This is a genomic window from Methanofastidiosum sp. (genome assembly GCA_035362715.1).
Classification (GTDB): domain Archaea; phylum Methanobacteriota_B; class Thermococci; order Methanofastidiosales; family Methanofastidiosaceae; genus Methanofastidiosum.
Genome location: DAOSDU010000023.1, coordinates 1 through 13324, shown reverse-complemented (window position 1 = coordinate 13324; position 13324 = coordinate 1). Strand labels below are relative to the sequence as shown.

Annotated in this window: 14 protein-coding genes and 2 tRNA genes; 9 read left to right on the top strand and 7 right to left on the bottom strand. The window is 35.6% G+C overall.

Features of this window, described 5'->3' with window-relative positions:
- Positions 1-19: 19 nt before the first annotated feature.
- Positions 20-955, bottom strand: a complete 936-nt coding sequence (locus PLI06_09885; protein ID HOI77902.1) for an AEC family transporter — start codon at positions 953-955, stop codon at positions 20-22.
- Between the two features lie 98 nt (positions 956-1053).
- Between PLI06_09885 and uvrC the strand changes: the two genes are divergently transcribed.
- The 8 genes from uvrC to PLI06_09845 all read left to right on the top strand — a co-directional run bounded on the left by uvrC (position 1054) and on the right by PLI06_09845 (position 9049).
- The gene (uvrC, locus tag PLI06_09880; protein HOI77901.1) at positions 1054-2778 is read left to right on the top strand and encodes an excinuclease ABC subunit UvrC; all 1725 of its coding nucleotides are present in this window, start codon (positions 1054-1056) and stop codon (positions 2776-2778) included.
- Between the two features lie 68 nt (positions 2779-2846).
- Positions 2847-4235 (top strand): DHH family phosphoesterase, encoded by a 1389-nt coding sequence (locus PLI06_09875; GenBank protein HOI77900.1) that lies wholly within the window; start codon positions 2847-2849, stop codon positions 4233-4235.
- Between the two features lie 10 nt (positions 4236-4245).
- Positions 4246-6030 (top strand): phosphoenolpyruvate carboxykinase (ATP), encoded by a 1785-nt coding sequence (locus tag PLI06_09870; GenBank protein ID HOI77899.1) that lies wholly within the window; start codon positions 4246-4248, stop codon positions 6028-6030.
- A gap of 45 nt (positions 6031-6075) precedes the next feature.
- Positions 6076-6150 (top strand) — tRNA-Tyr (locus PLI06_09865).
- Between the two features lie 198 nt (positions 6151-6348).
- The gene (locus PLI06_09860; GenBank protein ID HOI77898.1) at positions 6349-7542 is read left to right on the top strand and encodes an MFS transporter; all 1194 of its coding nucleotides are present in this window, start codon (positions 6349-6351) and stop codon (positions 7540-7542) included.
- Between the two features lie 59 nt (positions 7543-7601).
- A complete protein-coding gene (locus PLI06_09855) occupies positions 7602-7979 on the top strand; it encodes a YbaN family protein (GenBank protein HOI77897.1) in 378 nt (125 codons plus the stop codon).
- Positions 7980-8042: 63 nt separating this feature from the next.
- Positions 8043-8693, top strand: coding sequence for a fibrillarin-like rRNA/tRNA 2'-O-methyltransferase (locus PLI06_09850; protein ID HOI77896.1), 651 nt, complete (start codon positions 8043-8045; stop codon positions 8691-8693).
- A gap of 5 nt (positions 8694-8698) precedes the next feature.
- Positions 8699-9049, top strand: a complete 351-nt coding sequence (locus PLI06_09845; GenBank protein HOI77895.1) for a hypothetical protein — start codon at positions 8699-8701, stop codon at positions 9047-9049.
- On the opposite strand, the gene PLI06_09840 is transcribed toward PLI06_09845, so the two are convergent.
- Positions 9046-9585, bottom strand: coding sequence for a winged helix-turn-helix domain-containing protein (locus PLI06_09840; GenBank protein ID HOI77894.1), 540 nt, complete (start codon positions 9583-9585; stop codon positions 9046-9048). The two genes, PLI06_09845 and PLI06_09840, sit on opposite strands and share 4 nt — an antisense overlap.
- Before the next feature lie 120 nt (positions 9586-9705).
- Between PLI06_09840 and PLI06_09835 the strand changes: the two genes are divergently transcribed.
- A complete protein-coding gene (locus PLI06_09835; GenBank protein HOI77893.1) occupies positions 9706-9909 on the top strand; it encodes a hypothetical protein in 204 nt (67 codons plus the stop codon).
- Between the two features lie 55 nt (positions 9910-9964).
- Here the strand turns inward: PLI06_09835 and PLI06_09830 are convergent, their stop codons facing one another.
- The 5 genes from PLI06_09830 to PLI06_09810 form a co-directional block, all read right to left on the bottom strand.
- Positions 9965-11152: a HAMP domain-containing sensor histidine kinase gene (locus PLI06_09830; GenBank protein HOI77892.1), complete on the bottom strand. Its 1188-nt coding sequence runs from the start codon at positions 11150-11152 to the stop codon at positions 9965-9967.
- Between the two features lie 16 nt (positions 11153-11168).
- A complete protein-coding gene (locus PLI06_09825) occupies positions 11169-11567 on the bottom strand; it encodes a hypothetical protein (GenBank protein HOI77891.1) in 399 nt (132 codons plus the stop codon).
- A complete protein-coding gene (locus PLI06_09820; protein ID HOI77890.1) occupies positions 11557-12252 on the bottom strand; it encodes a cobalamin-dependent protein in 696 nt (231 codons plus the stop codon). Before PLI06_09820 ends, PLI06_09825 begins: the two co-directional genes overlap by 11 nt.
- Positions 12253-12349: 97 nt before the next feature.
- Positions 12350-12422 (bottom strand) — tRNA-Gln (locus PLI06_09815).
- Positions 12423-12437: 15 nt separating this feature from the next.
- Positions 12438-13226: a hypothetical protein gene (locus PLI06_09810; GenBank protein HOI77889.1), complete on the bottom strand. Its 789-nt coding sequence runs from the start codon at positions 13224-13226 to the stop codon at positions 12438-12440.
- Positions 13227-13324: the final 98 nt, after the last annotated feature.

Below are 13324 nucleotides of genomic sequence, written 5' to 3'. Positions count from 1 at the left end.
AGAGCTTTCAAAATAAATATCAGAAAATAGTTTTTAGAATAATTAACCATATGTTAAGGTAAAACACTGAAAGCAGGGCAGATATAAGATTAAGCGATGCTATTGTTTCTTTGAAGAAGTCGTACCTTTCACTTAGCACTATAGATGAAACGGCGATAGGCATACCATGCATAAGAACTATAATAGTGCTCTCAAATGAAGGGACTACAAATACGAATTTCAAGAATATAATTGCAATTAAAGGCAAGAATACTATTCTCAAAAGACTTAATCCAAATGCGGCCTTTAAATTTCCATAACTTCTTCCAAAAAAGAATAATCCAAGCATAAAAATAGCTACAGTCGAAGTAGTACTCCCCAAACTATGCAAGGTAGTAGAAAGAAAAATTGGAACTTCAAACCCTATTAGGTTAATGGATACACCAAGTAAAGTTGAAATAATCAAAGGATTTTTTGAGAATCTCTTTACAAGCGTTTTTACTCTAGAGTTTTTTTCACCGTGGAGTTTGTATAGTTCTAATACTGAAGTTGCAGTAATAACACTTACAAAACTAATTGTAGATGCAAATAGTGCTGCTAATCTTTCAGGCTCCCCTGTACCAAAAGCAAATACAATGAAGGGTATACCGAAAAAGGCGAGACTCCCAAAAACAGTTGTAACAATTAATAGATAAAGTGTTTTTTTATCTTTAACAATCCCTAATATGAAAATAGCAATGAAAATGGCTAGGGCAACAAAAGTTGGAGTTATTCCTGCAACAACATATTTTATAATCTCTCTTGAAAACTCAACTTCGTATATATTAATGAAAAAGAGCGAGGGAAGTGCAAAGTAATATATGTAAGAACTTAAGACCCTTTCGTCCCCGTGTTTAAGAATGCCATACTTTCTTGATAGATATCCAAGAGCAATTAGAAGCAATATTGGAACTGAAGTTCTAAGTATAACGCTCAAGTAATTCCTCTTGGCTTTTAGTTATTAGTCATGATTTAAAATCTTTTGTATTTTATTTTAAAAACGTTTAAATTCAAGAATATAAATCCAATATTGTCATGAGCAATGATATGTATATAACAAAAAATTTTCCAGAAGAGCCCGGCGTCTACATTATGAAGGACTCCAAAGGGAATGTTCTTTACGTGGGAAAGGCAAAATCCCTAAAGAAGAGACTTGCTTCATATTTCCAGAAAAATATTCCAGATAGAGTATCTTTTCTCATGAGCAGGGTAGATGATATAGAGTATGTTGCTACAGATAATGAAACAGAGGCACTTTTACTTGAGTATAATTTCATAAAAAAATACAAGCCCAGGTATAACATTCATTTTAGAGACGATAAGAAGTATCCTTATATCAAAATAACAAATGAAAAATTCCCAAAGATCATAGTTTCAAGAAAGATTGAAGAAGACGGCGCATATTATTTTGGCCCATATTCTGACGTGGGTTCAGCTAGAAAAATGCTTGCGCTTGCAAGGAACATATTCAAGATAAGAAGCTGTAAAAAAATGGGTAAAAAACCGTGCCTTAATTTTTATATAGAAAGATGTACAGCGCCATGTTCTGATCCTAAATCTAAAGAGGAGTATAATAACAGAGTAGATGAGCTATTGATGTTTTTTGAAAACAGAGGAGAAGAGCTAATATCAAAGCTAAGCGATGAAATGAACTCCTCCTCGAAAGATCAGGAATACGAAAAAGCCTTAGTTCTAAGGGATAAAATAGATGCAATCAGAAAGTCAATGGAGCAGCAGAAAATCTTCCTAGATACCCCAATAAATAAGGACATCATAGGCTATTACGACAAAGAATCAATATGCATCTGCGTAGTTATGGTGAGAGGCGGGGTACTTACAGGAACTAAAAATTACCAAATAGAAGAATCCTTGTTTGATAGAGAGGATACTTTGTCATCATTTCTAAAGCAGCATTATAGGGAAGAATTTTTGCCAAACAAAATTATCTTGCCTTTTGATATACCCGATAAAGAGGAGATCCAAGAATTTTTATCAAACGGGAAATATGATATAAAAATAACTCCGGCTTCATCGATTCGTGAAAAGGAAGAAGTGCTTCTTGCAACAAAAAATGCCGAGCTTTACTTATCATCGAAAAAGAAATCACCGCTCGAAGGGATTATGACTTCACTTGGCCTTGAAGATCTACCCAAAAGAATTGAGGGGTATGATATTTCAAATATAGGCCCAGAGATAATAGTGGGATCTCAGGTAACTTTCATTGATGGCAAACCGTCAAAGGAGAACTACAGAATATATAAGGTAAAGACTGTGATTGGCCAGGATGACATATCTTCCCTAAGGGAGGTACTAAACAGACGATTTAAGCACAAAGAATCACTGCCAGACCTTTTATTGATTGACGGTGGAAAGGGTCATTTGAACACGGCCCTTGATGCACTCGAATCTCTCGGCCTTGAAATACCAACTGTTGCCCTTGCAAAGCAGGAAGAGGATCTTTATCTTGAGGATGGGCTAAATCCAGATATGGATGCTGACTCTAAGAACCTTCTAATGAGGATTAGGGATGAGGCCCATAGATTTGCGATAAAGAATCTAAGAAACATGAAAAGAAAAGCAAGCATTCACTCCCCCCTAGATGATATAAAAGGTCTTGGACCTAAAAGAAAATCCAGGCTACTTGAAAGATTTGGATCTATTGAAAATCTAAAGAATGCAAGAATTGAGGAGATTGATGATGTTATTAAAAACAGCGCCCTTTCCGAGGGTATTTTTAATTATGTTAAAGCTTTGAAATAAGATTATCGATAGACGAAATTGGATACCCAAAACAAAACCTATATATATGACACGCTTCAAATATGGATATGGATTCTGGATTCGCTGAACTATTATTAAAGGCAAAGGATAAAATTCTTGAATCCAAGGGTTCTAAAGTCAAGATTATTTCTCATATCGATGCCGACGGAATTTCCGCTGCATCAATTCTGTCCCTTGCATTGGACAGGCTCAACATTAATCACGATGTTCATTTTACCTCTCTTGATGGTATTCCTGCTTCCCATTTAGCAGATCTCACCATATTCCTTGATATGGGAAGCGGTCAGATAGATTATTTAATGTCAGAACATAAAGACAAGGATATAATTATCCTAGACCACCACCAGGGGGAGTACCCCGAAACTCCTTTTCTAGAAGTTAATCCAAACAGATTTGGGTATAGCGGATCGGAGGAGGTCAGCGGTTCAGGACTAGCATATCTTTTGTCTTTAGAACTTGACAGTAACAACAAAGATCTATCTTCAATTGCAATAGTCGGAGCAGTTGGGGATATGCAGGGCTCCTGGGGCGGGCTAAAAGGATTAAATCGGGACATCCTCTTAGATAGCATAGAGGTAGGTTTGGTCAAAGCCGAAGAAGATTTACTTTTGTACGGCCGGTCAACAAGGCCTATCTACAAATCACTTCAGTATTTCTCAGACCCCCCAATACCGGGCGTTACGGGAAGCGATTCGAATGCAATGGCACTTCTAAATAGCTTGGAAATCCCTTGTTATGAAGGTGACTGGAGAACTGTGTCAGACATGACATGTGATGAGAAGAGAAAGCTTGCAACAGAAATAATAAGAAAGACAATAACGGCAGTCCCTCAAGAATATGTTTCTTTTATCCCACAGATGATTATGGGAGAATCTTACTCACTTATCCAAGAAGAGGATAGAAGCCCTTTGAGAGATGCTTCAGAGTTTGCAACTTGTCTTAATGCTTGCGGTAAAAATGGCAGACCTGAAGTAGGATTTTATGTCTGCAAGGGTAACAGAGGAATATACTACGATATACTGTTAGGACTACTTAGAAAGCACAGAAAGAATATTGCACGAAGCATGAGCCTTGTTGAGAGCAGAGGGGTGGTCATGAAAGGGAAGTTTCAGTACTTTGATGGAAGCGGCATAAATGATACAATAGTAGGTACCGTGGCAAGTTTAGTTCTTGGAAATAGAGATACTGACCCCTTTTTACCTATAGTTGCTTATACAACGTTGCCGAATGACCCAAATGTTTATAAAATCTCTGCACGCTGCTCAAGATTGTTGGTACTTAAAGGCTTAAATTTAGGAAAAGAGATAAAGAAGAGTGCAGAATCTGTAGGTGGCAAAGGAGGAGGCCACCCCCCAGCATGTGGGGCCTATGTACCAATTGAAAAGTTAACAGAATTTTTACATATATTTGAAGAGAATATAGCAACTAGCATATAGAGTGTTTTTTATGAGTGGCTTTAATGTTTCTGAGGATCTTACCATTCCAGAAGATAGGATTTTTTTAAATCCTTCTGATGAATTTTATATTAATTATCTAAAACCATATTATGTCATTACAAAGGACGGGCAGTACCTTTTTGCTTCTACACAAAAAGGGAGGAGGCCAGATCAAGTCCATTACATGGTGCCAAAAGGGTATAAGCTTGGAGTAGGCCAAAAAGGATTTGATATTGTTACAGGAAAAGCTATTTTTAGCATAGTCATGGACTATCTTAGAGCGAAACCTAAGCTTATTGTTGCAGATGGTATACAGGGAGAAAATGGATATGAAGTGGGTATAAGGTCAGTTGTAAGCGTAGAAAATCCACAAAGTGCTTACATCTCATGGATGGGAAAGATGATGGTGTTCCCTCCAAAAGACGGGATAAAACCAAGCTGCTACAACTTCATAGTTCCTGAAAAACTTCCAGAAGAATATGTTAATCGTATAAAGAAAGTCTGGCCAGAATACAATGAGAACGAGCCACTTTCACTTTATGATTTTACTGAGATGAAAAACGATATTAGATGTGTTTTGAACCTTGGAATCGATTATTTTGGTGGCGCCTTCAAAAAACCCAATTTAACTATGGTCTGGAACAGGGGAGAATCTGATGAGATGATCTCCTTCCATGCGGGACTTTCTGAAAGCTCTGTTATAATAGGACTTAGCGGTACGGGGAAAACTACACTGACCGTTGGGCCCAATCTTGAACAGGATGATGCTATTCTAGGTAAAGTTATTTCTAAAGATGGAAAAATAGTTGACGTAAAACTAGTTGGCCTTGAAGCTGCAAGCTTTGCAAAATCAGAAGGGCTGTCTGAGAAAAGCCCAGAGTATCCGGGTTTGATGAAATCTAAAGACAGAAAACATATTGTTTTGGCAATGAACATTGACTGCGAAGGTGTCGAATACGTTAAGAAAAGCATAAATGGTTACAATGTAGAAATCCCCGAGGCAACTGGCGAAGTAGGCTCATTACTTACCAAGAGCTATGAAAAGAGTGGAACAACTAATGGCAGATTCATTTTTCTCTTCAGTGATTTGAACTCTTCTTGGGGCAAAAAGGACAAGTACCTCAGAAATTTCGTTTTGAGCTTTAAGAGATATGATATATTTAATCCCATAATTAAGGTGACTGACCCACTTATGGCAGTTGCATTTGACAGTGCTTGTGAGAGCATAATTACCTCTGCTATTTCAGGTAAGGTTCCCGGAACTAGGGTAAGATCTTATTCTGCAACTGACTTTATGGCAAGAGAGCAAGCCGATCAGGCAGTTCTGAAAAAGAAAGTATTCTTGGACATGGGACTTGGGCATAATGGGAAAATAAACTTTTTAATCATCAATACCGGTTTTGTTGGTGAGTTTGATCTAGAGGGCAAATCTATTGGTGGAGAAAAAATTACTGTTTCAGACTCAAAAACACTCCTTAAACTCTCTGCACATGGACTTATTAAAAACTGGGTAGAAGATCCAGTTTACGGCTACCTAGTTCCATCACCTAAAGAGCTCAGTGAAGTTCATAGTATGAAGAATTTTGGGGAGAGATTCAACCCTCTTAATTATTATTCCCCCCATGATTATTTGGAATTTGTCAAGATTGATATAAAAGAAAGAAAGAATTTCCTCCACAATATTTTTTCCTCGCAAAGTAAATTTGCATATCTAGAAGACATCATAAGCATCTGGGATGAGATTAGAATACCTTCGCAAAAAGAAATCAAAAAATTCTATGACGCTTATTATTAGTGAACACCGAAAAGCTTTAAAATAAGTTCATTTAACTTCATGTAGCCCGGCGTGGCCTAGTCTGGTTAGGGCAGTGGACTGTAGATCCACGGATCGCTGGTTCAAATCCGGCCGCCGGGACTTTTGAGTTTTTTCTTATTGATTTCTAAATTAAGCTTCACTTTTATTGGCCTTATCAATCTCATCGATATCTTGCTCTTCCATAAAGAAAAGATCAGGAAATTGGTATTTGTCATTGATTTGGTAATATCTTTATCGCATTCAATACATAAAATTTCAGAAAGCAACCTTTATATTTCCTTAAATATTTATTAATCTATGTTCCGTTTAGAATTACGCTGGAAAATTCTAATCATCTTATCGGTATCTGCAATTCTATCATTTTCTCTGTGGTTTAGTGCAAATGCAGTAATACCAGAATTAACAGAGTATTTCAGTCTTACAAATTCTGAAAAAAGTTTATTGAGCATAATAGTTACAATAGGATTTATTGTAGGGGCTCTAACTTATGCAGTTCTTAACTTGCCAGATGTATTTAAAACAAAAAATGTATTTGCCATCTCTGCCGCACTGGGAGGGGTTACAAGTTTCATCGTGGCATTCTTCGTAGAATCTTTTTTTGCATTATTGTTGGTAAGATTCTTTACAGGATTTTTCTTAGCTGGAGTCTATCCACCAGGTATGAAGCTGGCATCTTCTTGGTTTCAAAAAGAAAGAGGGTTTGCAGTTGGATGCATGGGGGCCTCATTGGCACTAGGTTCTGGAATGCCATATCTTTTTAATCTAACAAGTATACCTGAATGGAGAATACTAATAAGTTTCTCAGGCCTTGCTTCTTTGGTCAGCGCCATATTAGTGTTTGTATTTGTAAAAGAAGGACCATACACTGCAGGAACAATAAAATTCAGGATAGATAATCTAAAAGACATTTTGAAAAATGAGAGACTTAAATTAGTAAATTATGGATATTTTGGCCATATGTGGGAGCTCTATGCAATGTGGGCGTGGATTCCAATTTTTTTGAGGGAATCATACTTAAGATCTGGGGCCAATAATAATTCAATATTTTTCTTTTCATTGATCACTTTCTTAATCTTCTTATTTGGATCTTTAACAACATTCTTCGGCGGTATTTTTGCAGATAAGATTGGCAAAGCAGATTTTAATATTTTGATGCTTTCAATAAGTGGTTTTTGTTCGTTGATAATCGGATTTACTTTTGGAGTTAATAATGTTGCAATGATTATTATTGCCTTGATTTGGGGAATGGCGGCTGTCGCAGATAGCCCCCAATATTCGGGACTTGCCACAGAAGTAGGCGATAAAAAATATATGGGAACAGCAGTAACAATCCAACTTGCAATTGGGTTCTTTATATCAATTATCTCAATTAAGCTAATCCCAATAGTTGTAGACATTGTCAGCTGGAAGTATACATTCTCAATCCTATTTTTAGGGCCACTATTTGGATTGATATCTTTAAAAAAATTAAGAGCTAAGAAGGGGAAATAATAGTGAATCAAACTTTAGCATGTAGTTCGAACAGAGATACTAAAAAATCGAATAGAATAATAAGGGCGATATTGCTCATTACAGGAACAATTTCTTTGGTAATTGGGATAGTCGGTATATTCATACCTCTTTTGCCAACTACGCCTTTTCTTCTACTCACTGCAGCATGTTATGCACAGGGTTCAGATAGATTCTACAATTGGCTCTTATGCAACAAATTGTTTGGAAATTACATTAAAAACTACAGAGAAGGGAAAGGCGTTGCGTTAAACGTAAAGATTATCTCTCTTTTCCTATTATGGACAACTATATTATTCTCAGTTGTTTTTGTAGTTTCAGCCCTTCTCATCAAAATAATATTGATTACAATAGCAATCGCAGTTACAATTCATATATTTACCATCAGAAATATAAAAAATCAAAAGTTAAACTTGTGATTATGAATTTATAGATAGTTTTATTTAGAAATACTTTTATAGTCGCATTAATTAGTACTTCTAATGGAAGAGATTTTTACAAATGTTTTTATTGATGGTGACAAACTTTATACAAAAAATCTTATTAAAGGGGAAAGAGTATACGGCGAGAAGCTAGTTGATTTCAAAGGAAGAGAGCTCCGTGAATGGAATCCGCGAAGATCAAAACTTGCGGCCGCTATAATGAAAGGATACAAGAATCTACCTTTCAAGAAAGACTCAAAGATCCTTTATCTTGGTGCTGCGACAGGTACCACTGTTTCTCATATCTCCGATATTGTTGAAAATGGAAAAATATTTTCTGTCGAGATGTCTGAGAGGAGTATGAGACAGTTCCTTAATATCAGTGAAGTACGAGATAATATCTATCCAATTCTAGAAGACGCTTCAATCCCCAATCTCTATTCAGGCTTAGTAGAACAGGTTGACTTTATTTACCAGGATGTTGCTCAAAAGCATCAGCACGAAATCCTAATTAAGAATTCAGTGTATCTCAAAAAAGGTGGCATGGCATTCTATTGCGTTAAGGCAAGAAGCATTGATTCGAGCAAACCACCAGAGGAAATATTCAAAGAGGAAATAAAACATCTTGAAAAAAAATTTAACATTGTAGATACAATTGACCTTTCACCATATGAAAAGGACCATATAATTATAATAGCAATCTTAAGGTGATTAATTTGGAAAAGGTAAAACTTAGATTAAAATTGTTGGCATCTTACCTCGAAAATGGAGATATGAAAAAGGCAAGAGAAAACTATCTTCAGATTGCAGAGCATCTGGGGGACTCAGAATTCAATAAAGGCTATGCAAAGGCCGTTAATGGTATAGTAACCTCTATGGAAAAAAATGATAGGGATTCAATAATATGCAAGGTAGTCTCAAAAGAGTTTGACAAAAGAGATCTTAAAAAACTCCTGCTTGAATCTACAAAAAGGGCGTCAGATGCCTTTAGGACTGAAGAAGAAAAAGGTTTTGAAACTGCATGGGTAGACCTACTCTCTATTTATGTTGAAAGAGCCAAAACTTAAAACTTTATCAAAAGTACCTTTGCCTTTTCTTCAATATAATAAATCCTTTTCAGGAGTTTATTCTTTTCTTCCCTATCGTTGTCATTTCTAAAGTTTGTCCTTTCAAGCTCTGTTCGTAGCTTAGATAATTTTAATACTTCCCTGAAGCTATCCTTCTTATCAAGGTTCTCAGAAAGCAGCTTGTATTCAATGGATTTTATGGTCTCTCTAAATCTATTTATAGCTATTGTGTCTTCTCGTGTTCTTTCCTCTGAAAACTTTTGTTCAAATCCTTCTAGTTCAGAGTATATTTCTCGGAATTTTTCTGTTATTTTTCTGCCCTCGGCCGTCAATCTTATGAATCTAATTCGCCCTTCCTTGTAAGATTCGACTAACCCAACTTCTTCCAACTCTTTTAAGATATTGAAAACATGAGGGTATATTGAGCCAACCTCTTCTGCAATGACCGTCGGGTATCTAGGCTTTTCATCTTCAAGCATGCTAAGCAGGATCTCGACAGTTTTTCTATTGAAAAAAAGCTCCTTTAAGTCATCCATAAAGACTTATTTACACCTAACCTTAAAATAATTTGCCTTCTACGATGGCAAATAAAAATCATGCCAACATCAAGTAGCAAAATATTTAAATCAATCCTCAAAAGTACATTACGGGATAAGATGAGTCTTATAGATAAAAAAGGACCACACGTTTGTGTTAATTGTGATAATCTTGTTCAGAAAGATGACGAAAAAGAGGTAGGCATATGCTCAATTGCGGCTTCTACAAAAACAATCTTTAAGAAATACTGCCAGAAATGCGACGAAAGATCAGCACTTACAGGGGACCTCTGGATATATATCGATGGAGAAGATTGGGGTTGATTATATAATCATTAATAGATTTAATATATAGTGCCCTCCCTTTGATTTATTCTTCTCACATTGGAACTGAAAAATAAAACTTAGCCCCTTCTCCCAATTTACTTTCTACCCATATTTTGCCTTTGTGAGACTCTATAATCTTTCTAGCTATCGCCAATCCAAGTCCAGTACTTTTTTCTCCCCCAGTTTTTTTTGTGCTAGCCTTACCAAAGAATTTGAACAAATTGCCTAGCTCATTTTCTGGTATCCCCTGCCCTTCATCTTTAACAGAAACTACGATGCTGTCCTGATCTTTGTAACACCTTACATATATTTTTGAATTTGGAACAGAATATTCAATTGCATTAGATAAAAAATTAGTAAAAACTTGACTTATTTTAGGCCCATCGATATTGACAAGGCCAATATCGTTATCGTAATCAAATTTTATAGTAACTTCTTTCTTTTTAGATTTAAATTCCAATCTCTCAATGTTTTCTCTTAAGAGAGACACTAAATCCGTTAGCTGTTTGTTAATGGGAACTTGCCCAGATTCTATTATTGAAACATCCAGAAAATCATCGATAAGTCTCCTCATAAGTTCACTTGCAGAAAGGATATTCTCTATAAACGTTTTTGATTTTTCACTTAATTCAGGGTTTTCAAGTAAAAGAAATTCGCTATAATTCATAATCAATCCCAATGGATTCCTTAGATCGTGCGCTGCCATGCCTAAAAAATTATTCTTAAGCTCATTTAAAGATGTTAATTGAATGTTTTTCTTCGTTAATTCTCTCTGCGCTGTAGCTAATTCATTGTTCAGACGCGCTAACTCTTCGTATAAATCCCTATCTTTTGTTTCTTGTTGTTTTAGATAAGTATCAATATTTTTCATCGCCATTCGTAAAGAATTTAATTGTTGATTATTTATATTGCTAATTTCTTCTATAAAAAGAATTGTTTCATCTCTGGAGCTGACACCAAATATTAATAATTTATCTTCAACCAAAAAACCAGAAAAGTACATAACAGTTACTTTTCTCTTTGAGGACATATTCATTTCCCAATCTAATGCTACCTTCTTATCAAGTATATTTTTTAGAAACTCGTGACATTTCTCCCAACTTCCAGAATCAAGCAGAGTATAAAATGGTTTGTCAATATATATTTCATTTTTCAATTCTACGTTTTTATGTATAAATTCAATAACTTCTCCGTCTAAATTACATGAACAGGCCAAACCCTTAATAGTATTTTGTGACATTTGAACTCCTTAGGTATTAATCCAATAGTTTTTGCATTTTGCTTATCATCAAATCTAAATAAGCAGTAACTTCAAGTGCATTTTCAGTTGGTAAAATCTCTGTAATGACCTCCCTATATATTTTAAATCTATTTACAATATGTTCCATCTCCACGCCATCGTGTGGTAGTCTGTCCTTTGCCCATTTTATTTCGTCTTCTAAGAGATTAATTTCACCCATAGACATAGCAGCTTCCAACATCTTAGTGGTAAACTCCATCCCTGAAGTTAAAATTTTAGGGGCGTCTTTACCGTGATGCTTTATTTCGTCTTCTCTTTTTAAAGCAAGCGCTACAGTTTTTTTGATAATATCTGGCGATGATTTCTGGAAATATTCTAATGTTTCTTTAGAAATAGCAGGTAATTCATTTGACATTTGATTTCACACCTTGATTAATAATAATTTTATTGGCTAAAATAATAGCTTCTAAAGCATTAGATGTACACGCATCAGCCCCAACCTTTTTCCACATTTCTGGTGCTAAAAGGAAGGGCCTACCTCCGACAAAAATTTTTATAGGGGGAATCAAGTTGGATTCACGAATTTGTTTGATTAAAGTTTTTACATTATCTACATTATAATGAATTGAAGCGGATATTGCCAATAAATCAGGTTTCATGCTCTTAATAGTATCTATAATGCTTGGAGTTGGAGTATTTGCACCAAGATAATAAGTATCCCAACCCTCCATTTCAAACAAATCGGCCAACATTCGAATACCTATTTCATGTAATTCTCCTTCCACGCATGTTGCTATCATCTTGTATCCGTTTTTACTACTGCTAAATATGTAAGGATAAAGCTGAGACATAATCATTTGAGTAGCGGCTGTGCAAAAGTGTTCTTGAGCCACAGAAATCTGATTAGTTTGCCACAGACGCCCAATTTCATGTTGGGAAGATTCAAATACATAAAGATAAATATTTTTAATATCCGTGCCTTGTTCAACAGCTTTTAATATCAAACGACTTGCTGCATCTTTATTAACTCTTAGAAGGGAATCTAAATATACTTTGGCTAGGTCATAGAAATCTCCTGCTTCAATTTCGAACTCGTTCATAATCCTTCCTTCCATTGGCATTCCTTCTCGTCCATCTTATTTTCCATAAAAACCATTATTGATTCTTAGTATAAATCTTTATTTATTGAAAAAACAGTAGCCGGGGGCGGATTCGAACCACCGTCTCAAGGTCCAGAGCCTCGAAGGATTGACCACTACCCTACCCGGCTATTAGAATCAAAAGATTAATCTCTGTTAATAAGTTTTTCTGTTTCACTCATATAGGCAAAACTCTCTTTCTCTAATAAGGTCCTAGCCGAGAAATCAGTGAACAGCTCATTGAATCTTCTTTTCAATGTCCGGATAACATAGTCATCGTAGTACATATCGCAGTTTGTTTCGATATCGTAGAGAAGGAGGTAATCTGGTGAAGAAGGAGTTGCATGTAGAATAGTCTCCCCGTTTAAAGCAGATAATATCGCACTCTCACTTAATTCTCCTTTTGTATAATCAACTATAGGTCCGACAATCCTCCGGATCATCTGCCATAAAAATCCAGTGCCTTTAAACTCCAAGATATAAACTGGCCCTTCTTTTCTATAACTTGTTTCAATAGTCCTTTTAGTATCTTCAATCCCATTATACTTAGAAAATGAAAAGAAATCATGAGTTCCATTGAAAAATGAAAGTCCCTTTGAAACAAGATCTTCATTGTATCCGTTGTCGAAAAGATAATATCTATAACTCTTGGTGAGAGGAAACTTAATGGATTTACTAGTTTTTGCGTATATCCAGATATCTTCCAACGAATGTGTCAATCTTTTCATATTAAGATCCTCTTCAACTTCAAGCCTTAAGATATTAGAAAGAGCGGAAACTCCTCTGTCAGTCCTTGATAAAAACCCGTAATTAATTGCTTTGATGCCCTGGTCATCCAGAGCTTGGACTATATCGCCTTCAACTGTTCTGACATTTGGTTGTGATTGTGAACCGTGAAACTCCCTCCCGTTATAAGCAACCTTAAGATAAATCATCAAATAAGATTCATAAAAAAATTTAAAAGGGTTTTTATACGATTTCAATAATAAAGTTCTTGTCCTTTATGACATTTACTTTCTTACCTTTTTTGAAG